Below are 22752 nucleotides of genomic sequence, written 5' to 3' on the forward strand. Positions count from 1 at the left end.
GTAAAATTGGAGGCCTCGGCCGGAATCGAACCGGCGTGCAAGGATTTGCAGTCCTCTGCGTAACCACTCCGCCACGAGGCCTCTTAAACTCCCGAGCGGCGGTTGCGCGGGAGGGGCAAGGCCATATCAGACGAGGCTTCCGAAATCAAAAGACTATGGAGCGGGGGACCGCGACTGCGCGCCGCTTGCCTAGAACCGGTCCAAACCGCTAATCCCAAGAGGGCAGAGGAGCATGGGCATGTTCGATTTCAAGGCCGCGCGGGCTTTCATGGTCGAGGGACAGATCCGCACCAATGATGTGACGGACCCCCGCATCACCGGAGCCATGTTCGAATTGGAGCGCGAGCGCTTCGTCCCGGCCTCGCTCAAGACCCTGGCCTATTCGGATAAGCAGATTCCGGTGAGCGAGGGGTCGCAGCGTCTGATGCCGGCGCCCATCGTCACCGCGCGCCTGATCCGCACCGCCGACATCAAGGCCTCCGACTACGTGCTCCATATCGGCTGCTCGACCGGTTACGGTACGGCCATCCTCGCCAAGATCGCCAATTCGGTCGTCGCGCTCGAAGAAGATGCCGGGCTCGCCAAAGCCGCATCCGAGAATCTCTCGGCGCTGGGAATCAACAATGTCGCCGTCGTCACGGGTCCCCTGGCCAAAGGCTATCCGGCGGAAGGCCCCTATGACGTCATCGTGATCGAAGGCGCGATCGAGACTTTGCCCGATACGCTGTCCAATCAGCTGAAAGAAGACGGCCGTCTCGTTTCGATCATCGGCACCGGCCGCACCGGACGCGGCACGCTGTTCCGCAAGACGCCCAAGGGGCTCTCAGGCTTTCCTTTCTTCGATGCGGCAGCGCCGCTTCTGCCGGGCTTCGTCAAACCGCCGGCCTTTACGTTCTGAAATCCGGCGCGGCGCGCTGTGGTAATTTTGCGCCACCCCGTTTTATTGCGTTGGACTTAGCCCGAGGTCGGGTTTTTCAACTGGCTTCCCATCACTAAATTGCGCGCAGCCCGGCCATAACGCATCATGTGCCGGAGGGGTTTGTGAGTCCGGGGCCGCATTAGATGATTTTGGGGATGACAGGGACTGTCGGCCGGATGCGCGTTATCCGTCGCGCCGCCCTGAGTTGCGTTGCGATTTTGTGCGCGGTCTCGTTGCCGGCGACGGCCATGGCCGAGACGCTGAACGAAGCTTTGGTTCAGGCCTATCTTTCCAACCCGACGCTCAATGCGCAGCGCGCCTCGACGCGCGCCACCGACGAACTCGTACCGCAGGCTCTGTCCGGCTATCGCCCGCAGATCGGCGCCTCCGCCGATGGCGGTGTCGAGGGCACGCGGGTGCGCCGTCCCTCGCAGGGCTTTTCGACCAAGACCGAAACGCTCACCGCCAGCGCCGGCCTCACTGTCGAACAGCCGCTGTTTGACGGCTTCCGCACCAAGAACTCCGTCCGCCAGGCGGAATCGAGCGTGCTGGCCTCGCGCGAGACGCTGCTCAACACCGAGCAGAACGTCCTGTTCGATGGCGCCGAAGCCTATATGAACGTGCTGCGCGATTTCGCGATCTTCGATCTGCGGCGCAACAACGTCGACCTCCTCGACGAAGAACTGCGCGCAACGAACGAGCGGTTCGAAGTCGGCGAGGTGACGCGCACCGATACCGCGCTTGCGCAATCGCGCCTGTCCGGCGCGCGCTCGGAATTTTCCGTCGCCGAAGCCAATCTGAAAGCCAGCCGCGCCATCTACCGTCAGGTGATCGGTTCGGATCCGACCAAGCTTCATCCCGGCCAGCCGATCGACAAGCTGCTGCCGCCAAGCGAGAAGGCGGCGCTGGAGATCGGCTATGTCGAACATCCGGCAAGCCGTGCCGCACTGCATGCGGTCGATGCCGCCGAGATGCAGGTGCGCGTCATTCAGGGCGAGCTTGCGCCGTCGCTGTCGCTGCAGGGCAATGCCGGCCATCAATGGGACAATTCCAATTCCAGCCCTGATGGCGGCGTGACCGATCTCGAGCGCCACACCTCGTCGGCCTCGGTGCTCGGCGTTCTGCGCGTGCCGATCTATCAGGGCGGCCAGGAATATTCGCGCGTGCGCGAGTCCAAGGAAATTCTCGGCCAGCGCCGTCTGGAAGCGGATTCGGTGCGCGATCAGGTGCGCGCCGCCGTCGTCTCCGCCTGGGGCGCGCTGGAAGGCGCCAAAGCCCAGATCATCGCTGCCCAGGCCCAGGTCGAAGCCTCGACCATCGCTCTGTCGGGCGTCCGCGAAGAAGCGCGGGTCGGTCAGCGCACGACCCTCGACGTCCTCAACTTCCAGCAGGAACAGCTCGATGCGCGGGTGGCTCTGATCACCGCCCAGCGCGACCGGGTCGTCGCCTCCTATGCGCTGCTGCAGGCCATCGGCCGCCTCAATGTCGCGACGCTCGCTTTGAACGTCCCGGCCTATGACGCCCGTATCCACTACGATCAGGTACGGGATAAGTGGTTCGGCCTGCGCACCCCGGACGGCCGCTGACCCATTGATTTCCTAAGTCTTTACCCCAGAAAGAGCAGGATCGGGATAACCCGGATCGTGCCTTGCCACCACACTGGCGGTTGCGATACTCGGACATGCTGGGAACACACTGATTCTGGCGCGTGTTTCGTCGTGGGTGGGGCTAAATGAGCAATGCGGCCAAAGCGCATGAGCCGACGATGGAGGAAATTCTAGCCTCCATCCGCCGGATCATCGCCGATGACGAGCCGGCCGCGGAGGCGAAACCCGCCGCTCCCGCGCCGAAGGCGGCTGCGCCTGCGCCCGCCGCGGCCAAGCCCGCACCTGCACCCCCGCCGCCCCCCGCCGCCGAAGAGCCTGCCGCCGAACTCGGCCAGGACGATATCGACGCCATGCTGGCGAGCTTCGATGCGCCGGCCGTCCCCGGTAAGGAAGAAAAGCCCGAAACGCCCGCCGCCAAGGACGAGGATGTCCTCGATCTGACCAAACCGGTGGCCAAGGGCACGTCCGAAGAGGTCGAATTCCGCGAGCCCGAGCCCGCCGCGGCCGAGCCTGAACCCGAACTGGATGCCTGGGCGGCTGCCGAGGCCATGGAAGAGGAGGAGGCTGCGCCGCCTCCGCCCCCGGCAAAGCCGATATCGGTTGCCGCCATTGCCCAGAATGTCGGCGAGGGCCTGCTTGCTCCGGAAGCCGGCAATGCGGTGGCCAGCGCATTCTCGTCGCTGGCGCATACCATCCTCTCGCAAAATGCCCGCACCCTCGATGACCTGGTGCAGGAAATGCTGCGGCCGATGCTGAAATCCTGGCTCGACGACAACCTGCCGACCATTGTCGAGCGGCTGGTCCGGGCCGAGATCGAGCGCGTCTCCCGCGGTCCGCGCCGCTAACTCCGAAAACAGGCAACAGGGTGGGGGCGTTGACACCCCCGCACGCGTCCGGCTCTAAAGCGGGCAAATCCCCGTTTCCGCGATCATTATGACCATCGAAAAAACCTACGACCCCTCCGAGATCGAGGGACGCATCTCCGCCGCCTGGAATGAGGCCGGCGCGTTCAAGGCCGGCGCCAACGCCAAGCCGGGCGCCGAGGCGTTCTCGATCGTCATCCCGCCGCCGAACGTCACGGGCTCGCTCCATATGGGGCATGCGCTGAACAACACGCTGCAGGACGTGCTCACGCGCTACATGCGCATGCGCGGCAACAACGTCTTGTGGCAGCCGGGCACAGACCATGCCGGCATCGCGACGCAGATGGTGGTCGAGCGCCAGCTCATGGAACGCCAGGAGCCGAACCGCCGCGCCATGGGCCGCGAAAAATTCCTCGAACGCGTCTGGGCCTGGAAGGAAGAGAGCGGCGGCACGATCATCAATCAGCTGAAACGTCTCGGCGCCTCGGCGGATTTTTCGCGCGAACGCTTCACCATGGATGAGGGCCTGTCGCGCGCGGTGCTCAAAGTCTTTGTCGATCTGCACCGCAAGGGGCTCATCTACAAAGACAAGCGCCTCGTGAATTGGGATCCGGCGCTCAGAACCGCGATCTCCGATCTCGAAGTCGAGACGCGCGAGGTGAAGGGCCATATGTGGCACTTCGCCTATCCGCTGAAAGACGGCCCGGTCGACGGCCTTTCCGAAATCGTCATTGCGACGACGCGTCCCGAGACCATGCTCGGCGACGGCGCGGTTGCCGTGCATCCGAGCGATGAGCGCTACAAGAACCTCATCGGCAAACTCGTGCGCCTGCCGGTCGCCGAACGCTATATCCCGATCATCGCCGACGAATATCCCGATCCCGAATTCGGCTCGGGCGCGGTGAAGATCACCGGCGCGCACGATTTCAACGACTTCGAAGTCGCAAAGCGTAACGACATTCCGATGTATTCGCTGATGGACGCCGACGCGAAGATGGCGGGCGAGTATGTGCCCGAACGCTTCCGCGGCATGGACCGTTTCGAAGCGCGCAAGAAAGTCGTCGCCGAGATCGAGGCCGAAGGCCTTCTGCGCCAGATAGAAGACAAGGTCATTGCTCAGCCGTTCGGCGATCGTTCGGGCGTCGTCATCGAGCCTTATCTCACCGACCAATGGTATGTCGACGCGCACACTCTGGCGCAGCCCGCTCTGCAAGCGGTGCGCGACGGCCGCACGCAGTTCGTGCCGAAGAACTGGGAAAAGACCTATTTCGAATGGCTCGAGAACATCCAGCCCTGGTGCATTTCGCGCCAACTCTGGTGGGGCCATCAGATCCCGGCCTGGTATGGACCTGACGGACACGTCTTCGTCGAAATGTCGGAAGCGGATGCGGAGGCGTCGGCGCAAAAGCATTACGGCAAGGCGGTCGAACTCACGCGCGATGAGGACGTGCTCGACACCTGGTTCTCGTCGGCGCTCTGGCCGTTCTCGACCATGGGCTGGCCGGACAAGACGCCGGAGCTGAAAGCCTATTATCCGACATCTGTTCTCGTCACCGGCTTCGACATCATCTTCTTCTGGGTCGCCCGCATGATGATGATGGGTCTCGAATTCATGGGCGAGGTACCGTTCAAGGACGTCTACATCCACGCGCTCGTCCGCGACGAGAAGGGCGCCAAGATGTCGAAGTCGAAAGGCAATGTCATCGATCCGCTCGAACTCATGGACGAGTACGGCGCGGACGCAGTGCGCTTTACGCTGGCGGCGATGGCGGCGCAGGGCCGCGACATCAAGCTCGCGAAACAGCGTATCGAAGGCTACCGCAATTTCGCGACCAAGCTCTGGAACGCGGCGCGCTTTGCCGAAATGAACCAGTGCAAGGTCGTGCCGGATTTCGATCCGGCGAAAGCAAAAGCGGTGCTGAACCGCTGGATCATCGGCGAGACGAACAAGACCGTCACCGAGATCGATGCGGCGCTCGCCTCCTACCGCTTCAATGAGGCGGCCGGCGCGGCCTATCGTTTCGTCTGGTCGATCTTCTGCGATTGGTATCTCGAACTCGCAAAGCCGGTGCTGCAGACCGAAACGGCGAGTGCCGAGCGCGATGAGACGCGCGCCACCGTGTCCTGGGCGCTCGATCAGATCGTCAAGCTGCTGCATCCGTTCATGCCCTTTATCACCGAAGAGCTCTGGGCGCTGAACGCGCCGGCGGGCGGACGCAGTGCGGTGCTGGCGATGTCCGATTGGCCGCTGCCGGCGGGCGGCGACACCTCCGACGCCGAAGCCGAAATCGGCTGGCTGGTCGATCTCATTTCCGAGGTCCGCTCGGTCCGCACCGAGATGAACGTTCCGGGCGGCGCGCAGATTCCGCTGCTCTTGATCGGCGCTCCGGCCAATGTGAAGGAGTGGGCCGGGCGTTATCAGGACGCGCTGAAGCGCCTCGCGCGCCTGTCCGAAATCGGCTTTGCCGATGCGCCGCCCGCGGGCGCCGTGCAGGTTCTGGTGCGCGGCGGTGTTGCGGCTCTTCCCGTCGCCGACGTCGTCGATCTCGCCGCCGAGAAGACGCGGCTTGCCAAGGAGATCGCCAAGATCACCGAGGAAGTCGAGAAGATCGACAAAAAGCTCGGCAATCCCGATTTCCTCTCCCGCGCCAAGGAAGAGGTGATCGAGGAGCAGCGTGAGCGCCGGGAAGAAGCAGAAGCGCGGCGGATCAAATTGTCCGATGCGCTGGAACGGCTTAAAGGTGTTGCCTGAGGCAAAGGACCGGTCAGAAGTGTCTCTTTTCCGTCACGGCGTCGCCGCTTCCGGGCGGCTCCGGTGACGATAAGCTCGCCTTCACCGGCGGGCTCTGCGAAAAATCCCGGGCCCTCGACGAGACTCGCTTTTGCGGTGCCGACAAGCGGCTAATATTGCGAAATCCCGAGGGGATCCCGTCTTGAAGCGTGTTTTGCTGGCCATGCTGCTTGCCGCTGTCTCTGCCGTGCCGGTTTCGGCCGCGGGGCTCACCGTCGTGCCTCCCGGAAACCGCAACGCGACCCAGCCGCCGATCCCGCGTGACTCGACGGCCCGCACCGAAGAGACGAAGACGACCTTCGAGGCGAAGTACAAGAAGGTCATCGACCTTCTGACGAGCGACAAAACGCTGATCGCCAAGATCAAGTCGACGGCCGCCGCCTATGACATCGATCCGGTCCATATGATCGGCGCCATCGTCGGCGAGCATACATACAATGTCGACGCCTATGACCGCCTGCAGACCTATTATGTCCAGGCGCTGTCTTATGCCGGCAACCGCTTCCGCTTCGATTATAACGGAGAGACGATCGCGCAGTTCATCGCGCGTCCGCAATTTGAGAAGTGCGCGAAATTCGCCGACGATTCCTACGCGCTGTGGACCTGCCGCGAAGACATCTGGGACAGCACGTTCAAGGGCAAGACGGTGGAGGGCACGGCCTTCCCGAAAGACCGTTTCAACAAAGTCTTCTTCCAGCCTTTCTATGCCGGCCAGACGTTCGGCCTCGGCCAGCAGACGCCGCTGATGGCGCTGACCTATTCGGATACGGTCGCAAAAATTTCCGGCTATCCGAAGCTCAGCGAAAACCGCGCCGCCGAAGTCTACGACGCGATCATGAATCCGGATAAATCGCTGGCCTATATGGCGGCGAGCATTCACTCATCGATCGAAGATTACAAAACCATCGCCCGTCTCGACATCTCGAAAAACCCGGGCATCACCGCGACGCTCTACAATATCGGCGGTTCCGAAGAGCGCGCGCGGACCCTGCGGGCGCGTGGCGGTCTGCCGGAAGAGAATTATTTCGGCTGGTTCGTGAATAGCAAAATCAAAGAACTCCGCGCCCTTGTCAGCCAGACGGATGCGGCTGCCGCGCCCGTCGCGCAATCGAACCAGCCCGCCAAGACGCGCAACTGAGCGTGTTTTCCGGCCTGCTTGTTTTCGGCACAATTTCGGCCTAGCGCTCAGCGGCGATGATCGACGCCGCATCTCTTTCCGCTTTCGCGCTCGTGTCCCTCGGCATGGTGATGACGCCGGGGCCGAACATGATCTATCTCGTGTCGCGCTCGATCTGTCAGGGCAGGGGAGCGGGGCTCATTTCGCTCGGCGGCGTTGCGCTTGGTTTCGTCTTCTATGTCTTCAGCGCCGCGCTCGGCATCACCGCGCTTCTGCTCGCGGTGCCGTTTGCTTATGATGCGCTACGCTTTGGCGGCGCGCTCTATCTGTTGTGGCTGGCATTTCAGGCGATCCGGCCCGGCGGCCGCTCGCCGTTCCAGGTGCAGGAGCTTCCCCCCGACAGCCCGAAAAAGCTCTTCATGATGGGCTTTCTCACCAATCTGCTGAACCCGAAGATCGCCATTCTCTATCTGTCGCTCTTGCCGCATTTCATCGTGCCGGAGCGCGGCAGCGTGCTTTTGCAGTCGATCCAGCTCGGCCTCGTGCAGACCTTCATCAGCGTCAGCGTCAACGGGCTGATCGTTCTGACCGCCGGCAGCATCGCGCTGTTTCTCGGCCGCCATCCGCTGTGGCTTGTTGTGCAGCGCTGGCTGATGGCGACGGTGCTGGCCGGGCTTGCCGTGCGCATGGCGAGCGAAGCGCGCCGATAGGAAGTTTTCAGAACATGCTGGCCCGGGGTTGACGGCTCTCCTCCCCGGGGTTATTTAACCGGAGAGTTATTTAACTGATCGGTGAAACACCGTCATGCATACCGACCGTCTCAGCGCCACTTTTGCGGCTCTCGCCGATCCGACGCGCCGCGCGATCCTCGCGCGCCTTGCTCTCGGGGAGACCTGTGTCAACGAACTGGCCGAACCCTTCGACATCAGCCTGCCGGCCGTCTCAAAGCATCTCAAAGTGCTGGAGCAGGCGGGTCTGATCACGCGCGGCAGGGCCGCCCAATCCCGCCCGGCGCGGATCGAACCGGAAGGCGTCAAAGCCGTCGAGGACTGGCTCGAGGACTACCGCAAGCTCTGGAGCGCGCGCCTCGACCGCCTCGAAGACTATCTGCGTGAAATCCAGGCCAAAGGAGACAGCGATGCCGGCAAGTGATGCCTCCGTCGATGACAAGGTTCTTGTCATTACGCGCATTTTCGAAGCGCCGCGGGACCTCGTGTGGAATGCCTGGGCCGATCCGAAACAGGCTCTGCAATGGGCGGGCCCGCGCGAATATCCGGCGGTCAGCGTCGAGGGCGATTTTCGCGTCGGCGGCAAATACCGCACGGTTCTGAAAAGCGTCGAGACCGGCGAGCTTCTGGCCCATAGCGGCGTCTATCGCGACATCGTCAAGCACAAGCTCATCTCCTTCACCTTCATTTGGGACGAAGATCGCGGCCTCGGAGACATGCTTGTCACGCTGACCTTCGAAGATGCCGGCAAAGGCCGGACGAAGTTCACGCTGCGGCAGGAGCCGTTTGCGACCGTCATGGAGCGCGACGGCCACAATGGCGGCTGGAACTCCGCCTTCGACCGCCTCGAAGAACATCTTCAGAAACTGCCGATCTAGGGGAGAGAGGATATGGACGCGATATTCAACAAGCTTGCCGTCACCACTCCGACCGATCTTGAGGTCGTCCTGACGCGCAGCTTCGATGCGCCCGCCCATCTTGTGTTCGACTGCCTGACCAAGGTCGAGCATGTGAGGAAATGGTGGGGCTGCGAGGAAACCGAAGCGACCTTCGACATCGATCTTCGCGTCGGCGGCAAATGGCGTTTCGTGCTGTTCATGGCCGATCTCGGCCAGCAGGGATTTCACGGCGAATACCGCGAAATCGTTCCGCCCTCGCGTCTCGTCTACACCTTTATCTACGAGCCGTTTCCCGATAACGGCGCGATCGTCACCATTCTTCTGACCGAGCGCGGCGGCCGCACGACGCTGACGGAAACCATCCTGCACCAGACGAAACAGGATCGCGACAATTGCCTTGCGACCGGCTTCGATAAGGGCGCATCGACCAGCTATACCCGGCTCGAAAATCTGCTCCTCGAAATGCAGGAGGCGAACTGATGTCCGCGCACAAGATAACGCCGTGCCTGTGGTTCGAGGATCGCGCCGAAGAAGCGATGAAGTTCTATGCCACTGTCTTTAAACAGTCGAAGATCGACGGCATGAAGTTCAACGGCATGGTCGGGTTGTTCGAACTCGAAGGCCAGCCCATCATGATCCTGCAGGGCGGACCGCAGAACTGGAAACTGAACGAGGCGTTCAGCCTGTCCGTCAATTGTAATGACCAGGCCGAGACCGATTATTACTGGGACAAACTCGGTGAGGGCGGTTCCTACTCGCAATGCGGCTGGCTGAAGGACAAATTCGGTGTCTCCTGGCAGATCGTGCCGGAGGCTTTTCCGCGGCTTCTGAACGACCCGGACAAGGAGCGTTCCGGCCGCGCCTTTCAGGCCATGATCAAAATGCAAAAGCTCGATGTCGCGGCGCTCGAAGCGGCGTTCAACGGATAACAGGGGAGACACGTCATGGACGACAACTTCAATTACACGGTGAACCCGTATCTGACGGTCGACGGAGCTGCGGCCGCGCTCGACTTCTACGCCAAAGCGTTCGGCGCCGTTGAAAAGGCCCGCATGCCGGCGCAGGACGGCAAGCGCCTGATGCATGCCGAGATCGCACTCAATGGCGGTGTCGTCATGCTGAGCGATAATTTTCCGGAGTTCTGCTCGGACGGCGAAGTCACGCTGCCGTCGATCGACAAACCGGCGCCGGTGCAGGTCGCGCTGCACTTCAAGACGCCGGCCGACGTCGATGCAATGCACAAGCGCGCGACGGGCGCGGGCGCCAAAAGCATCATGGCGCCGGAAGACACATTCTGGAACGCGCGCTTTGCCGTCGTCGCCGATCCGTTCGGCCATCGCTGGATGTTCAACGCGCCGCTGCCGGCAAAGGCCTGACCGCGGGAGTTCAGCGATGAATGTTCAGCCGGACTTTCAGTTCAAGATCAGCCGCGTCTTCAACGCGCCGCGCGATGTCGTGTGGAAGGCGTGGACGGATGAGGTCCATCTTCTCGAATGGTGGCATCCGAAAGGTTTCAAGACGCGCTTTGCCAAGGTCGATCTTCGGCCCGGCGGCATGTTCCATTACGGGCTGGAGACGCCCGATGGAAAAGCTTTCTGCGGACGTTTCATCTATCGCGCCATCGAACCGCCGTCGCATCTGGAATTCGTGATGTCGTTTGCGGATGAGGACGCCAATATCGCCCGCAATATCTGGAACGAGGGCTGGCCGCTGGAAATTCTCCACGTGGTCACCTTCACCGAGAAGGGCGGCAAGACGGAGGTTTCGCTGCGAAGCCATCCGGTCAATGCGACGCCGGAGGAAATTGCAGCGTTTGAAGCCGGCGCGCCGAGCATGAAGGGCGGTTATGGCGGCACCTTCGACAATCTCGACGATCTTCTCGCATCGAAAAAATAAGGGAGACAGACAATGGAAATGCCTGCACCTGTCGAAGAACATAAATGGCTGCAAGAGCTCATCGGCGAGTGGACCTCGACCGGCGAAATGAAGATGGGCGAGGAGGAGATGAAAAGCTCCGGCACCGAGACCATCACGGCTTTTGGCGGTTTCTGGACCGTCGGCGAGATGCGCGGAAAAATGCCGGGCAGCGATGTCGAGAGCAAATCGGTGATCACGCTCGGCTATGACGTCGCCAAGAAGAAGTATGTCGGCACCTTCGTGTCCGACATGATGGGCTATCTCTGGGTCTATGAGGGCACGCGCAAAGGCAATGTGCTGACCCTCGACGCCGAAGGCCCGAGCTTCAAGGGCGACGGCTCGCTCGCGAAGTATCAGGACATCATCGAGATCAGGAGCGAGAAGGAATACGAACTCCGGTCTCAGGTCCTCGGCGAGGACGGCACGTGGACGCCCTTCATGTCCATGATCTTCAAGCGCACGAAGTGAGCAAAAGGGGCCGCCATATCCGGCGGCCCCACGCTTTTCAGTAACCATCCGCGCTTGCTGTAAGTGCTTGCGGCACCCATTTCACACTCCCGGGCCGGACCCGGAAACAGCTGTGTGACACTTCAGCAACTCTGTTGCACGATTGCGTTCAGCCCTGGTTCAGCTGGGCTAAATTGCCCCAATTGCGCCACTAACAAAGCCGCATGTCGCGGCCCTGACGGATGCGCACGGCCGTATCCAAGGGTCCCGCAAGAGCCCCCGATCCGGCCTTCCGTGAAGAGCTAGAACCCCCGCGCGGCGGACGCCCGGGGTGAGGATCGAGATGGACGCCAAGGTTTTCGACAAGAGCAAACTGCCCAGCCGCCATACGACGGAGGGCCCCGCGCGCGCGCCGCACCGTTCGTACCTCTACGCCATGGGGCTGACCAAGGAGCAGATCCACCAGCCGCTGGTCGGCGTGGCCTCCTGCTGGAACGAGGCCGCCCCCTGCAACATCTCCCTGATGCGCCAGGCGCAGGCGGTCAAAAAGGGCGTGGCGGCCGCCAACGGCACCCCCCGCGAGTTCTGCACCATCACCGTCACCGACGGCATCGCCATGGGCCACGAGGGAATGAAATCCTCTTTGGCCTCGCGCGAGGTCATCGCGGACTCGGTCGAGCTGACCATGCGCGGCCATGGCTATGACGCCCTGGTCGGCCTTGCCGGCTGCGACAAGTCTTTGCCCGGCATGATGATGGCGATGATCCGCCTCAACGTGCCGTCGATCTTCATCTATGGCGGCTCGATCCTGCCGGGTTCGTATCGCGGCCAGCCGGTCACGGTTCAGGACCTGTTCGAGGCCGTCGGCAAGCATTCGGTCGGCGATATGTCCGACGCCGATCTCGACGAACTGGAGCAGGTGGCGTGCCCGTCTGCCGGCGCCTGCGGCGCCCAGTTCACGGCCAACACCATGGCAACGGTCTCCGAGGCCATCGGCCTGGCTCTGCCGTATTCGGCCGGCGCGCCTGCGCCCTATGAGATCCGCGACCGGTTCTGCATGACGGCCGGCGAGCAGGTGATGGAACTCATCGCCCGCAATATCCGTCCGCGCGACATCGTCACGAGGAAATCGCTGGAAAATGCCGCGACAGTTGTCGCCGCCTCCGGCGGCTCGACCAATGCCGCGCTGCATCTGCCTGCGATGGCCCATGAAGCCGGCATCAAGTTCGACCTGTTCGACGTCGCCGAGATCTTCAAGAAGACGCCCTATATCGCGGACCTGAAGCCGGGCGGCCGTTACGTCGCGAAAGACATGTTCGAGGTCGGCGGCATTCCGCTTTTGATGAAAACGCTGCTCGATCATGGTTACCTGCACGGCGACTGCATCACCGTGACCGGCCGCACAATTGCCGAGAACATGGCGAAAGTCCGCTGGAACGAACATCAGGATGTCGTTTTTCCTGCCGATAAGCCCATCACGCCGACAGGCGGCGTTGTCGGGCTCTCCGGCAATCTTGCCCCTGACGGTGCGATCGTGAAGGTCGCGGGCCTCAAGAACCAGGTGTTCACGGGTCCGGCGCGCTGCTTCGATACCGAAGAAGAATGTTTCGAAGCCGTCACGAACCGTACCTACAAGGAGGGTGAGGTTCTGGTCATCCGCTATGTCGGTCCCAAAGGCGCTCCGGGAATGCCGGAAATGCTGTCGACGACGGCGGCGCTGTACGGCCAGGGCATGGGTGACAAGGTGGCTCTCATCACCGACGGGCGCTTTTCGGGCGCAACGCGCGGCTTCTGCATCGGCCATGTCGGTCCGGAAGCAGCCGTCAGCGGTCCGATCGCGCATATCCGCGACGGCGACATCATCGAGATGAACGCCATCGAGGGCACGCTGAATGTGAAGCTCTCGGCAGAAGAGTTTGAAAAGCGCAAAGCGGACTGGAAGCCGCGCGCTACGAAATATGGGTCGGGGGCTATCTGGAAGTTTGCCCAGAATGTGGGACCGGCGCGCTACGGCGCGGTCACGCATCCGGGTGCAGCCGGCGAGTCACATGTGTATGCGGATATTTAGTGCGATCAGCTCTGTTGTTGTGGTGATGGCCGCTGTCGCGGCATTGCCGGCGCACGCCTTCGACGCTTCCATGGCGAATGCGGCTTCCGAGCTGCCGCCGCCGGAAGCGGCGAGCGCGCTGACCGCGGGCGGCATCGGCGCGTCCACGGCCGAGACCCTCGGGCTGATGAACACGACGGTGTCCGACGAAGTGCCGCCGACACTCGGCGACAAGACGACGGCTTCCGAAGCTTTCAACATGGCGCGCAATCTTTATCGCCGCGGCGAGAAGACCGAAGCCATGAACGTGCTGCAGTTTGCTGCCAATCAGGGCCATATCGGCGCGCGCTGGATGATCGGGCGTATGTATGCCCGCGGCGAAGGCACGGCGCCTGACGACTACAAGGCGTTCGAATATTTCCGCGACATCGTCGCCGACGCCAATGTCGAAGACATGGATGATACGCCGGAGAGCCGTCAGAACGCGGCCTATATCTCGCACGCGCTCGTCCAGCTCGGCTCTTATTACCGCGAGGGCATTCCGGGCTCCAATGTGAAGCCCAATCCGCCGCTCGCCGTCAGCCTTTACAGCCGCGCCGCCTATAATTTCGGCGACCCGAGCGCGCAGTTCAATCTCGCCATGATGTATGTCGAGGGCAACGGTGTGCCGAAAGATCCGAAGCGCGCCATGCAGCTCTTTTCCAATGCTGCAAAGAAGGGCCACGGCCCCTCGCGCGCGCTGCTCGGCCACATGATGTTCAAAGGCGAAGTCGGCAAGCGTCAACCCGAAATCGGCCTTGCCTGGATGGGTCTTGCCCGCCAGTCCGCCGAACAGTCGGGCGAAGCCGATGCGCAGTGGATCATCGATCTGCACGAAAAGGCGCTGGCCGAAAGCTCGGAAGCTGAGCGCAAGGGCGCCACCGGTTTTCTCGACCGCCTCTTCAATCGCTAATCGTTATTCGCCGGGAACTCACCTTCCATATCGGTGAGGCTCGCGTCGAAGCCGTGCACGAAGGCGCGGCGCGTCGTGACCCAGGTATTGGCCTGCGGCTTCACGCTGTCGGGCTCATCGAGCGTTGTGACGGTGATGTCGATCGTCGAATCCCAATCGCTGCGGAAGACGAGCTGACTGCCGCAGCCGCGGCAAAATTCGCGCACCGCATATTTCGATGAGCGGTAGCCCGCGGGTTCCTTGCTCATAGGAAGATAGGTGAAGGCGTTTTTCGGAAACGTCGCCCAGGTGATGAAGGGCGCGCCCGACGCCTTCTGGCACATCGAGCAATGGCAATGCACCGTCTCGCGCGGCTCGCCCTCGACCCGGTAGCGCATCGCGCCGCACAGACACCCGCCGGTACGTGTCATCTGGCTTCGATCTCGAGATCGGCCAGCACAGGCACATGGTCCGAGGGCTTTTCCCAGGCGCGTACATATTTGTCGATGCGCGCGCCGGACAGCCGGTTTGCCGCCTGCGGCGACAAGAGAAGATGATCGATGCGCAGGCCGAGGTTCCGCTGCCAGGCTCCGGCCTGATAATCCCAGAAGGAATAGAGCCCGGCCTGATCGGTCGTTGCGCGCAGAGCCTCGGTGAAGCCGAGATTGAGAAGTTCGTTGAACTTCTGCCGCGTCTCGATTTTGAACAGCGCGTCTTCCACCCAGCCCGCCGGATTGTGCACGTCCTCGGCTGAGGGAATGACATTGTAATCGCCGGCCAGAATGAACGGCTCTTCGAGCAAAAGCCGTTCGCGGGCATGCTGGATCAGCCGGTCCATCCAGGCGAGCTTGTAGGGATATTTCTCCGCAACCGGATTGCCGTTCGGCAGATAGAGCGAAGCGACGCGCAAGACGCCGTCCTTCGTCGAAACCAGCGCCTCAATATAGCGCGATTGCTCATCTTGGCTGTCGCCCGGAAGATTGGTGTGCGTGTCCTCGATCGGAAAGCGCGACAGGATGGCAACGCCGTTCCACGCCTTCTGGCCGTGCACGGCGCAATTATAGCCGGCGTCTTCGAACGCCTGTTTGGGGAACTGATCGGTCTGGCATTTCAGCTCCTGCAGACAGACGAGGTCGGGCGTCGACTCTTTCAGCCAGCGCAAGACGTTGTCGAGGCGGAGGCGAACCGAATTGATGTTCCAGGTGGCGATGCGCATGGCGTCTATAACTAGGGGAGGCGGAGCCTCGGGCAAAGCATCAAATCGGACAAACCCCGTCTCGATTGTGACAACCCAATACCCTATGAATCCTTCAATACCGGCGCTTATGGCGCCGCGAGCGAAGTTGTATGGAGGATTGGACATGGCGAAGGCGGACCGGGCTCCGAAGAAAATCGCGGGCCTGAAACTTCCGAAATCGATCCGGCAGGCGCCGGCCATCCGCTCGCTGCTGGCGACGCCCGCGGGCCGCCGTATCCTCAGCGAGGCGCTGATCGAGGGCGCTGCGACCGCCGCCCAGCGTGTGATCGAAGCGCATAAGGCTGCGAAGGCCACGGGTGCTGTTGTCGAACTGCCGAAGGCGAAAGCTGCCGTAAAGCGCGCGAAGAACGGCAAGCCCGCGCCGGGCGCAGCTCCCGCAAACGATGTCGCCGCGCCGAAGCCTTTGGCGCCGCTCGCCAGCAAGCCCGCGCCGGTCGCCGACAAGCCGAAGCCGGCTCCCGCCGCGCTCGATGATGACGACGATTTCGACAAACCCGGCGCCGCCGACTGAGCTTTAAAAACAAAACCCCGCCGGAAGGCGGGGTTTTCGTTTTGAGAGACGATCGCTTTTAGACCGAGAAGCTCGTGCCGCAGCCGCAGCCCGACGTGGCGTTCGGGTTCTTGATCTGGAAGCTCGCGCCAATGAGCTCATCCACGAAGTCGATCTCGGCGCCCTTCATATATTCGAGCGAGACCGGATCGACGACGACGGTGATGCCGTCGCGCTCGACGGTCAGATCCTCGTCCTGGCGGACAGTGTCGACCGCAAATTCATAGCGGAAGCCCGAGCAGCCGCCGCCTTCGACCGAGACGCGCAGATGCGCGCCCGCCGGTTCGGAGGAGAGGATTTCCTTGATCCGCCGCGCCGCATTGGCGGACACGGTGACAGGGGTGAGGGCTTCAGTGGTCATGGGGACTCAAGAGTGGCTCCGCTGCCGATTATGTGAGGATTGGGGAGGGGTTAGGCAAGGGGCATGGCCCGGGGCGCGGTTGGGGAAAGCCCTCAAGCGTCTCCTTTGTTTTGCGATTTCAGCCTATAAGGCCGTGCCTCCAGCAGGAAAAAGGCATGGAATCGGGCTTTCTCGACCGTCCGCGGGCCGTCTATGCGACCGATCCGGCCAAAAGCCGGGGGCGGCTTGTTGCCGAGCCCAAAAGCCCGACTCGGACCGATTTCCAGCGCGACCGGGACCGCATCCTGCACTCGGCCGCCTTCCGCCGCCTGAAACATAAAACCCAGGTCTTCGTCTATCACGAGGGCGACCACTACCGCACGCGCCTGACCCACACGCTCGAAGTCGCGCAGATCGCCCGTTCCCTGGCGCGGGCGCTCGGCCTTGATGAGGACCTCGCCGAGACCCTGGCGCTGGCGCACGATCTCGGCCACACGCCGTTCGGCCATGCCGGGGAGCGTGCCCTCGATGCCTGCATGGCAGAGCACGAGCATTTCGATCACAACGCGCAGACGCTCCGCATCGTCACCCGGCTCGAGCGGCGCTATGCGGCGTTCGACGGCCTCAACCTCACCTGGGAAACGCTCGAAGGGCTCGTCAAACATAACGGGCCGCTGCTCAACGCCGACGGTTCGGGAGGAGAGGCGCTGCCATTCGGCATCGCCGAATATGCAAAAGTGCAGGATCTCGAACTGTCGCGTTATGCCAGCGCCGAAGCGCAGGCGGCGGCGATTGCCGACGACATCGCCTATAACGCGCACGATATCGATGACGGCTTGCGCGCCGGACTGTTCGAGATCGAGGATCTGCGCGCCGTCTCGTTCCTGTCCGGACTTCTCGATGAGATCGACACACGCTGGCCGGGGCTCGACCGCTCGCGCCGCATCCACGAACTGACGCGCCGCGTCATCACGCGCTTTGTCGAAAGCACGATTGCGACGAGCCGGGCGAACATTGCGGCGCTCAACCCGAAAAGCGTCGACGATATCCGCGGCGCGGGACGGCCGATTATCGGTTTCGGTGCGGAGATCGCCGCCGCCGACACGCACATCAAGGAATTTCTCTATCCGCAGATGTACCGCCACCCCTGGGTGATGGAGGTCATGGGCCATGCGGAGACCATCGTGAAGGATCTCTTTGCGATCTACCGCGCCGACAATGAGGAAATGCCCGAGGAATGGCGCGATCTCGGCGACGGCCCGGCGCGGGCGGCCGCCGACTTCATTGCCGGCATGACCGACCGCTACGCCATCCAGGAACACAAGCGGCTGTTTGACGTGACCCCCGATCTGGGTTAGGCGCGGCCCACCTCTTTCCTCATGGTGAGGAGCGAGCGCAGCTCGCGTCTCGAACCATGAACCAAGTGCTCAATTGCCCATCCTTCGAGACGGCCCTTCAGGCCTCCTCAGGATGAGGGCCAAGGCTTTGACATGAACCTTTTTGCCGTCTTTTCCGAACGCGTGAATCTGGCCGTCGCCGCTGTGGCCGGCCAGAAGATCGACCTTTCGCGCGTTGTCGTCGAGCCGCCGCGCGATGCCTCGCATGGCGATATGGCGACCAATGCCGCGATGGTCCTGGCCAAGGATCTCGGCATGAAGCCGCGCGATCTTGCCGAAAAGATCGCCGAAAAGCTGAAGGAAGATGCCGATATCGAAGCCGTCGAGATCGCCGGTCCCGGCTTCATCAATATGCGCCTGAAGGGCGATGTCTGGCTGTCGGTCCTGGCGAACCTGCTTTCAACGGGCGAGACATTTGCGAAGAGCACAACGGGCGCCGGCCGCAAGGTGAATGTCGAATATGTGTCGGCCAATCCGACCGGCCCGATGCATGTCGGCCATTGCCGCGGCGCGGTGTTCGGCGATGCGCTCGCGAGCCTGCTTGCCTTTACGGGCCACGATGTCGTCCGCGAATATTACGTCAACGATGCCGGCGCGCAGGTCGATGTGCTCGCAAACTCGGCGTATTTACGCTACCGCGAGGCGCTCGGCGAGAATATCGGCGCGATCCCCGAAGGGCTTTATCCGGGCGATTATCTCGTTCCGGTCGGAAAGCTCCTCGCCGAAAAATACGGCGACAGGCTGCTGAAGATGCCGGAGAGCGAATGGCTGCCGCTGATCCGCGGCACGACCATCGATGCGATGCTCGACATGATCCGCGACGATCTCGCGGCGCTCGGCATCCGCCACGAGGTGTTTTTCTCGGAAGCTTCGCTGCACGGGCAGGGCGGCGCGGTCGATGTCACGCTCGATACGCTGCGCAGCAAGGGCCTTGTCTATAAAGGCCGCCTGCCACCGCCCAAGGGCCAGCTGCCGGAAGACTGGGAAGACCGCGAACAGCTTCTGTTCCGCACGACCGAGTTCGGCGACGACACCGACCGTCCGCTCGCAAAATCGGACGGCTCCTACACCTATTTCGCCTCCGACGTCGCTTACATGAAGGACAAAATCGGTCGCGGTTTCGCCGATCTCATCTTCATCCTCGGCGCCGACCATGGCGGCTATGTCAAGCGGCTCCAGGCCATCGCCGCGGCGCTGTCGGGCGGCAAGGTCCATGTGGATGCGAAGCTCGTTCAGCTCGTCCGCCTGTTTCGCGACGGCGAGCCGGTGAAGATGTCCAAGCGCTCCGGCGACTTCGTGACCCTGCGCGAGATCGTCGATGAGGTGGGCCGCGATGCCGTCCGCTTCATGATGCTGTTCCGCAAAAACGACGCCGTCCTCGACTTCGACTTTGCCAAAGTGGTCGAGCAGTCACGAGAGAATCCGGTCTTCTACGTCCAATACGCGCATGCCCGGACCCAGTCGGTCCTCCGAAACGCCCGGGAGGCACTCGGAAAAGCTGTGGATATTCCGGCGGCTCCGGAGGCCCTGAAACGCCTAAATGACACGGGCGAGTTGGCGCTGATCCGCAAGTTAGGCGAGTTCCCGCGGGCCGTGGAAAGCTCAGCTTTTGTGCATGAGCCGCATCGGATTGCGTTTTTTCTGCACGAACTGGCGTCGGACTTTCACCACCACTGGAACCGCGGCAATGACGATCCGGGCCTCCGATTCGTCCAGACAGGGGATGTAGAACTCACCCAGGCGCGTCTGGCATTGGTTCGCGGAGTGGGGTTAATATTAAAGGGGGGACTTAACCTGCTGGGTGTAGGGGCTCCGGACGAGATGCGTTAGGGCCGGTAACGGTTTGGCCTTATTCTGTCCGTGATTTGCGATTAGCAGGGCGCGTTCTCCGGGGTGTAGAATGTCCGACAGTACACAGCGTCGCGGTACCGATTACGACACTTTGCGCGGCATGGGCGCAGGTGCCGGTGGCCGTGTGCCGCGCACGGCCGAAGACCCGCTCGAAGAGCTGGCCCGTCTCGTCTCCCAGAATGAACCGGTAAGGCCGTCCTCGCAGGCTACGGCCGGCGAACCGCGTGCGAGCTATACCGCAGCGCCGCGCGCGCCTCAGGCCGCGGAGCGTTTCGAAGCGCCGCCGGCTTATACGCGTCCCGCAGCTCCGCCGGCGTTCGATGCGCGCGATCAGCGCGCCTATGGTTCCTCCGCGCAGCAGGGCTACGGCCCTTCCGACGATTTCTTCGCCGATCTTCAGCCCCTCGCTCCGGCGCCGCAGCGCGGCAGCCAGCTGGATTCGCCGCGCGTGGGCCAGACCAATGGGCACGGCGATTACGGTTATCCGTCCGACGATTTCGACAATGGCTTCGACAGCGGCTTCCAGACGCGCAGCCCGTTCCAGGACGATTACGACGATCTCTCGCATCAGCCGGTCTATGCCGATGACGGCGAGACGGATCACGATATGCCGGTGCGCCGCCGCGGCGGCCGCTTCGTCAGCCTCGCAGCGATTGCCGCCGCGCTTGTCGCGGTTATCGGCGGCGGTGTGTGGGCGTATGGCGCGCTGACCGGCGGATCCTCCGGCGGCACGCCGCCGGTCATCAAGGCCGAGAACACGACGCCGGTGAAGGTTGTTGCCGAGGCCAAGCCGATCGTGCGCGCCAAAGAAAGCTATGACCGCGTCGATCCGAACGCCAACGCCAATGTCGTTACAAGCGTCGAAGAGCCGGCCGAGAAGCCGACGGCGCCGCGCCAGATCCTTCCGGGCGCGCCCATGCCGGGCGGCGCTCAGGAACGCGTTGCCGAAGCGGCCCCCGCTTCGCCCAGTTCCCCTTCGTCCATGGCCGACGCCGAACAGAACGCCAATGGCGGCCGCCGCGTAAAGACGATGGTCATCCGTCCGGACGCTCCGATGGGATCGCCGTCGCCCGAACAGCCGTCGTCGAACGTTCAGGCGCTTGCCGCCGCCGAACCCGCGCCGCAAATGCCGATCCAGGGCACGGGCGAGGCCGCCGGCATGTCCATGCAGACGACGCGCGATTACGGCATCCTGTCGTCCGATCAGCCGCCCGCGCCGCAGGAAATGGCGAGCGTCGGCAATGTGCCGATGCCGATGCCGCGCCCGGTCGCGGCCCAGAGCCCGTCCAGCCAGGCCATGGCGCCGGCGACCGTCGGCAACCCGACCGTAGTCAACGATCCGTTTGCCCGGGATGCCGCGCCGCAGACACGCGCCGCGACGCAGGTTCCGGCTCCGCCCGCGCCGCCGCAGGCAACCGGCGGACCGCCGTCTTCGCCGCAGCCGCAGGTGCAGGTCACCAATAAACGGCCGCTCAAACCGGTGAATGCGCCGGCGGGCAACAGGCAGTCCGCGCTTCCCCCCGCCGCTCCAGCCGCCGCCGCACCGCCGGCGGCGCAGCCGCGTTCGGCGGAACCCGTGCAGCTCGCCGCGCCGCAGCCTCCGGCTGCTCCGCGCCCGGTCGCCGCAAGCCCGGTGACGACGCAGAGCGTGCGCCCGACGCAGGTGGCGATGGCATCGCCGGTGCCGACGGCCACGGCTGTTGCTCCGCAGATCGCCACCGTCGCCGGTTCGCAGGGCGGCGCTTTCGGCGTCCAGCTCACCGCACAGCGCACCGAGCAGGAAGCAATCGCCGCGTTCAACGCCATCAAGCAGCGCAATCCCGCGGTTCTCGGCAGCTACAGCCCGGCGATCGCGCGCGCCGATCTCGGCCCCGATCGCGGCATCTTCTACCGGGCGATGGTGCCGGCGTCGAACCAGTCGGACGCCGCCAATCTCTGCATCCAGTTCAAAGCCGCCGGGGTGGACTGCATCGTTCAGCGCCGCTGAAGCATGCTTGACCATCCTCCTGAGCGCCGTTAAGGCGCGCGTATGAGCCCACGCGCTTTCATCTGCGGATTGTCCGGCACCGAACTGACCGAAGAGGAACGCCTCTTCGTCGATCACGCCGAGCCGTGGGGCATCATCCTCTTCGCCCGAAATATCCGCGACGGCGCCCAAGTGCGCCGCCTTGTCGATGAGGTGCGGGGTCTTCTGGGCCGCGGCGACATGCCGGTTCTGGTCGATCAGGAGGGCGGGCGCGTGCAGCGCGTAAAGCCGCCGCTGGCCGAACTTCATCCGGCGGCCTCCGCCTATGCCAAGCTCTATAAGGAAGACCGCGCGGCGGCGCTGGCCGCCGCTGAACTCGGCGCGCGGCTCATCGCCCATGAACTGCGCCTTCTGCACATGAACGTCGATTGCCTGCCGGTGCTCGATCTCGCCGTCGAAGGCGCCCATGAGATCGTCGGCGACCGCGCTTATGGCGCAACCCCCGCCGATGTCGCCGCTTTGGCAAAAGCCGTGTGCAAGGGCCTCCTCGACGGCGGGGTTCTCCCGGTGGTCAAGCATGTGCCCGGCCATGGCCGGGCGCTCAGCGACAGCCATTTCGAATTGCCGCGCGTCGATACCAAAGTGGTCGAACTGCAGCGGACCGATTTCGCCGCGTTCCGCCTGCTGAACGACATGCCGCTCGCCATGACCGCCCATGTCCTCTACACGGCGATCGACCAGGACCAGCCGGCGACCCTGTCGCGCGCGGTGATCCAGGACGTTATCCGCGGATTTATCGGCTTTGACGGGGTCCTGATGAGCGACGATCTGTCGATGAAGGCCCTTAGCGGCAGTATCGGCCTCCGGGCCGAGCAAAGCTTTGCCGCGGGCTGCGATATCGCCTTGCACTGCAACGGGGATTTGGCCGAAATGCGGGACATCGCCGCCGTCTCGCCCCGTCTCGACGGGGAGGCGGAGCGGCGCTGCCATGCGGCTGTGGGACGGCTGGGCGCACCCCAGCCCTTTGATGTGGAGAGCGCCCGTGCGACGGTGCGGAGCCTTCTCCCGGCCCAGGTTGCCTGACGTATACTGGCCCCCAGAGAATCTGCCCTCTGAGAATCTAG

22 protein-coding genes, 1 tRNA gene and 1 pseudogene are annotated in these 22752 nt (G+C 63.2%); 20 read left to right on the forward strand and 4 right to left on the reverse strand.

Annotated features, from left to right (window positions below; genetic code table 11):
- Positions 1 to 7 precede the first annotated feature (7 nt).
- A tRNA-Cys gene (locus IZ6_RS07105) sits at positions 8 to 81 on the reverse strand.
- Between the two features lie 157 nt (positions 82 to 238).
- Here IZ6_RS07105 and IZ6_RS07110 point away from each other — a divergent pair.
- The 15 genes and pseudogenes from IZ6_RS07110 (at position 239) to IZ6_RS07180 (ending at position 14287) form a co-directional block, all read left to right on the forward strand.
- Entirely contained in the window at positions 239 to 898 is a 660-nt protein-coding gene (locus IZ6_RS07110) for a protein-L-isoaspartate O-methyltransferase family protein (protein ID WP_222877299.1), read from the forward strand.
- A 269-nt stretch (positions 899 to 1167) separates the two neighbouring features.
- Positions 1168 to 2505 (forward strand): TolC family outer membrane protein, encoded by a 1338-nt coding sequence (locus IZ6_RS07115; protein WP_225874031.1) that lies wholly within the window; start codon positions 1168 to 1170, stop codon positions 2503 to 2505.
- A 146-nt stretch (positions 2506 to 2651) separates the two neighbouring features.
- Complete coding sequence (locus IZ6_RS07120; protein ID WP_222877301.1) at positions 2652 to 3371, forward strand: PopZ family protein; 720 nt, start codon at positions 2652 to 2654, stop codon at positions 3369 to 3371.
- A gap of 88 nt (positions 3372 to 3459) precedes the next feature.
- A complete protein-coding gene (locus tag IZ6_RS07125; RefSeq protein WP_222877302.1) occupies positions 3460 to 6141 on the forward strand; it encodes a valine--tRNA ligase in 2682 nt (893 codons plus the stop codon).
- Positions 6142 to 6322: 181 nt separating this feature from the next.
- Positions 6323 to 7252, forward strand: a pseudogene (locus IZ6_RS07130) (DUF1402 family protein); the annotation flags it as partial.
- A gap of 122 nt (positions 7253 to 7374) precedes the next feature.
- Positions 7375 to 8007 (forward strand): LysE family translocator, encoded by a 633-nt coding sequence (locus IZ6_RS07135; protein WP_222877303.1) that lies wholly within the window; start codon positions 7375 to 7377, stop codon positions 8005 to 8007.
- Between the two features lie 94 nt (positions 8008 to 8101).
- On the forward strand, positions 8102 to 8449 hold the full coding sequence (locus IZ6_RS07140) for an ArsR/SmtB family transcription factor (RefSeq protein WP_222877304.1): 348 nt from the start codon (positions 8102 to 8104) through the stop codon (positions 8447 to 8449).
- Positions 8436 to 8903, forward strand: coding sequence for an SRPBCC family protein (locus IZ6_RS07145; protein WP_222877305.1), 468 nt, complete (start codon positions 8436 to 8438; stop codon positions 8901 to 8903). Before IZ6_RS07140 ends, IZ6_RS07145 begins: the two co-directional genes overlap by 14 nt.
- 12 nt (positions 8904 to 8915) lie before the next feature.
- Positions 8916 to 9404: an SRPBCC family protein gene (locus IZ6_RS07150; protein WP_222877306.1), complete on the forward strand. Its 489-nt coding sequence runs from the start codon at positions 8916 to 8918 to the stop codon at positions 9402 to 9404.
- Positions 9404 to 9853: a VOC family protein gene (locus tag IZ6_RS07155; protein WP_222877307.1), complete on the forward strand. Its 450-nt coding sequence runs from the start codon at positions 9404 to 9406 to the stop codon at positions 9851 to 9853. Before IZ6_RS07150 ends, IZ6_RS07155 begins: the two co-directional genes overlap by 1 nt.
- Positions 9854 to 9868: 15 nt before the next feature.
- Positions 9869 to 10300 carry a VOC family protein gene (locus tag IZ6_RS07160; protein ID WP_222877308.1) on the forward strand — a complete coding sequence of 144 codons (432 nt, stop codon included), beginning with the start codon at positions 9869 to 9871 and terminating at the stop codon, positions 10298 to 10300.
- 16 nt (positions 10301 to 10316) lie between these two features.
- A complete protein-coding gene (locus IZ6_RS07165) occupies positions 10317 to 10820 on the forward strand; it encodes an SRPBCC family protein (protein WP_222877309.1) in 504 nt (167 codons plus the stop codon).
- Between the two features lie 12 nt (positions 10821 to 10832).
- Positions 10833 to 11309: a DUF1579 domain-containing protein gene (locus IZ6_RS07170; RefSeq protein WP_222877310.1), complete on the forward strand. Its 477-nt coding sequence runs from the start codon at positions 10833 to 10835 to the stop codon at positions 11307 to 11309.
- 322 nt (positions 11310 to 11631) lie between these two features.
- On the forward strand, positions 11632 to 13356 hold the full coding sequence (gene ilvD / locus IZ6_RS07175) for a dihydroxy-acid dehydratase (RefSeq protein ID WP_222877311.1): 1725 nt from the start codon (positions 11632 to 11634) through the stop codon (positions 13354 to 13356).
- Positions 13343 to 14287, forward strand: a complete 945-nt coding sequence (locus IZ6_RS07180; protein WP_222877312.1) for a tetratricopeptide repeat protein — start codon at positions 13343 to 13345, stop codon at positions 14285 to 14287. The genes ilvD and IZ6_RS07180 overlap by 14 nt, the downstream gene beginning before the upstream one ends.
- Here IZ6_RS07180 and IZ6_RS07185 read toward each other — a convergent pair.
- Positions 14284 to 14697, reverse strand: a complete 414-nt coding sequence (locus IZ6_RS07185; protein WP_222877313.1) for a GFA family protein — start codon at positions 14695 to 14697, stop codon at positions 14284 to 14286. The genes IZ6_RS07180 and IZ6_RS07185 overlap by 4 nt on opposite strands.
- On the reverse strand, positions 14694 to 15482 hold the full coding sequence (xth, locus tag IZ6_RS07190; protein ID WP_222877314.1) for an exodeoxyribonuclease III: 789 nt from the start codon (positions 15480 to 15482) through the stop codon (positions 14694 to 14696). The genes IZ6_RS07185 and xth overlap by 4 nt, the downstream gene beginning before the upstream one ends.
- Positions 15483 to 15627: 145 nt before the next feature.
- Between xth and IZ6_RS07195 the strand changes: the two genes are divergently transcribed.
- Positions 15628 to 16035: a hypothetical protein gene (locus tag IZ6_RS07195; RefSeq protein WP_222877315.1), complete on the forward strand. Its 408-nt coding sequence runs from the start codon at positions 15628 to 15630 to the stop codon at positions 16033 to 16035.
- Positions 16036 to 16093: 58 nt separating this feature from the next.
- On the opposite strand, the gene erpA is transcribed toward IZ6_RS07195, so the two are convergent.
- A complete protein-coding gene (gene erpA / locus IZ6_RS07200; protein WP_222877316.1) occupies positions 16094 to 16435 on the reverse strand; it encodes an iron-sulfur cluster insertion protein ErpA in 342 nt (113 codons plus the stop codon).
- Between the two features lie 155 nt (positions 16436 to 16590).
- Between erpA and IZ6_RS07205 the strand changes: the two genes are divergently transcribed.
- From IZ6_RS07205 to nagZ, 4 genes are all read left to right on the forward strand, one after another.
- Positions 16591 to 17772 carry a deoxyguanosinetriphosphate triphosphohydrolase gene (locus tag IZ6_RS07205; protein WP_222877317.1) on the forward strand — a complete coding sequence of 394 codons (1182 nt, stop codon included), beginning with the start codon at positions 16591 to 16593 and terminating at the stop codon, positions 17770 to 17772.
- Positions 17773 to 17904: 132 nt separating this feature from the next.
- Complete coding sequence (gene argS / locus IZ6_RS07210) at positions 17905 to 19641, forward strand: arginine--tRNA ligase (protein ID WP_222877318.1); 1737 nt, start codon at positions 17905 to 17907, stop codon at positions 19639 to 19641.
- Between the two features lie 70 nt (positions 19642 to 19711).
- Complete coding sequence (locus tag IZ6_RS07215; RefSeq protein ID WP_222877319.1) at positions 19712 to 21649, forward strand: hypothetical protein; 1938 nt, start codon at positions 19712 to 19714, stop codon at positions 21647 to 21649.
- A gap of 42 nt (positions 21650 to 21691) precedes the next feature.
- A complete protein-coding gene (gene nagZ, locus IZ6_RS07220) occupies positions 21692 to 22711 on the forward strand; it encodes a beta-N-acetylhexosaminidase (protein WP_222877320.1) in 1020 nt (339 codons plus the stop codon).
- Positions 22712 to 22752 lie beyond the last annotated feature (41 nt).

Source organism: Terrihabitans soli (genome assembly GCF_014191545.1).
In the GTDB taxonomy this organism is placed as follows: domain Bacteria; phylum Pseudomonadota; class Alphaproteobacteria; order Rhizobiales; family Methylopilaceae; genus Flaviflagellibacter; species Flaviflagellibacter soli.

What these genes read in the sequence shown, in the direction of transcription:
- IZ6_RS07110 (WP_222877299.1), top strand. Translation starts at nt 239, where the DNA reads ATGTTCGATTTCAAGGCCGCGCGGGCTTTCATGGTCGAGGGACAGATC.
- IZ6_RS07115 (WP_225874031.1), top strand. Translation starts at nt 1,168, where the DNA reads ATGGCCGAGACGCTGAACGAAGCTTTGGTTCAGGCCTATCTTTCCAAC.
- IZ6_RS07120 (WP_222877301.1), top strand. Translation starts at nt 2,652, where the DNA reads ATGAGCAATGCGGCCAAAGCGCATGAGCCGACGATGGAGGAAATTCTA.
- IZ6_RS07125 (WP_222877302.1), top strand. Translation starts at nt 3,460, where the DNA reads ATGACCATCGAAAAAACCTACGACCCCTCCGAGATCGAGGGACGCATC.
- IZ6_RS07135 (WP_222877303.1), top strand. Translation starts at nt 7,375, where the DNA reads ATGATCGACGCCGCATCTCTTTCCGCTTTCGCGCTCGTGTCCCTCGGC.
- IZ6_RS07140 (WP_222877304.1), top strand. Translation starts at nt 8,102, where the DNA reads ATGCATACCGACCGTCTCAGCGCCACTTTTGCGGCTCTCGCCGATCCG.
- IZ6_RS07145 (WP_222877305.1), top strand. Translation starts at nt 8,436, where the DNA reads ATGCCGGCAAGTGATGCCTCCGTCGATGACAAGGTTCTTGTCATTACG.
- IZ6_RS07150 (WP_222877306.1), top strand. Translation starts at nt 8,916, where the DNA reads ATGGACGCGATATTCAACAAGCTTGCCGTCACCACTCCGACCGATCTT.
- IZ6_RS07155 (WP_222877307.1), top strand. Translation starts at nt 9,404, where the DNA reads ATGTCCGCGCACAAGATAACGCCGTGCCTGTGGTTCGAGGATCGCGCC.
- IZ6_RS07160 (WP_222877308.1), top strand. Translation starts at nt 9,869, where the DNA reads ATGGACGACAACTTCAATTACACGGTGAACCCGTATCTGACGGTCGAC.
- IZ6_RS07165 (WP_222877309.1), top strand. Translation starts at nt 10,317, where the DNA reads ATGAATGTTCAGCCGGACTTTCAGTTCAAGATCAGCCGCGTCTTCAAC.
- IZ6_RS07170 (WP_222877310.1), top strand. Translation starts at nt 10,833, where the DNA reads ATGGAAATGCCTGCACCTGTCGAAGAACATAAATGGCTGCAAGAGCTC.
- ilvD (WP_222877311.1), top strand. Translation starts at nt 11,632, where the DNA reads ATGGACGCCAAGGTTTTCGACAAGAGCAAACTGCCCAGCCGCCATACG.
- IZ6_RS07180 (WP_222877312.1), top strand. Translation starts at nt 13,343, where the DNA reads ATGCGGATATTTAGTGCGATCAGCTCTGTTGTTGTGGTGATGGCCGCT.
- IZ6_RS07185 (WP_222877313.1), bottom strand. Translation starts at nt 14,697, where the DNA reads ATGACACGTACCGGCGGGTGTCTGTGCGGCGCGATGCGCTACCGGGTC.
- xth (WP_222877314.1), bottom strand. Translation starts at nt 15,482, where the DNA reads ATGCGCATCGCCACCTGGAACATCAATTCGGTTCGCCTCCGCCTCGAC.
- IZ6_RS07195 (WP_222877315.1), top strand. Translation starts at nt 15,628, where the DNA reads ATGGCGAAGGCGGACCGGGCTCCGAAGAAAATCGCGGGCCTGAAACTT.
- erpA (WP_222877316.1), bottom strand. Translation starts at nt 16,435, where the DNA reads ATGACCACTGAAGCCCTCACCCCTGTCACCGTGTCCGCCAATGCGGCG.
- IZ6_RS07205 (WP_222877317.1), top strand. Translation starts at nt 16,591, where the DNA reads ATGGAATCGGGCTTTCTCGACCGTCCGCGGGCCGTCTATGCGACCGAT.
- argS (WP_222877318.1), top strand. Translation starts at nt 17,905, where the DNA reads ATGAACCTTTTTGCCGTCTTTTCCGAACGCGTGAATCTGGCCGTCGCC.
- IZ6_RS07215 (WP_222877319.1), top strand. Translation starts at nt 19,712, where the DNA reads ATGTCCGACAGTACACAGCGTCGCGGTACCGATTACGACACTTTGCGC.
- nagZ (WP_222877320.1), top strand. Translation starts at nt 21,692, where the DNA reads ATGAGCCCACGCGCTTTCATCTGCGGATTGTCCGGCACCGAACTGACC.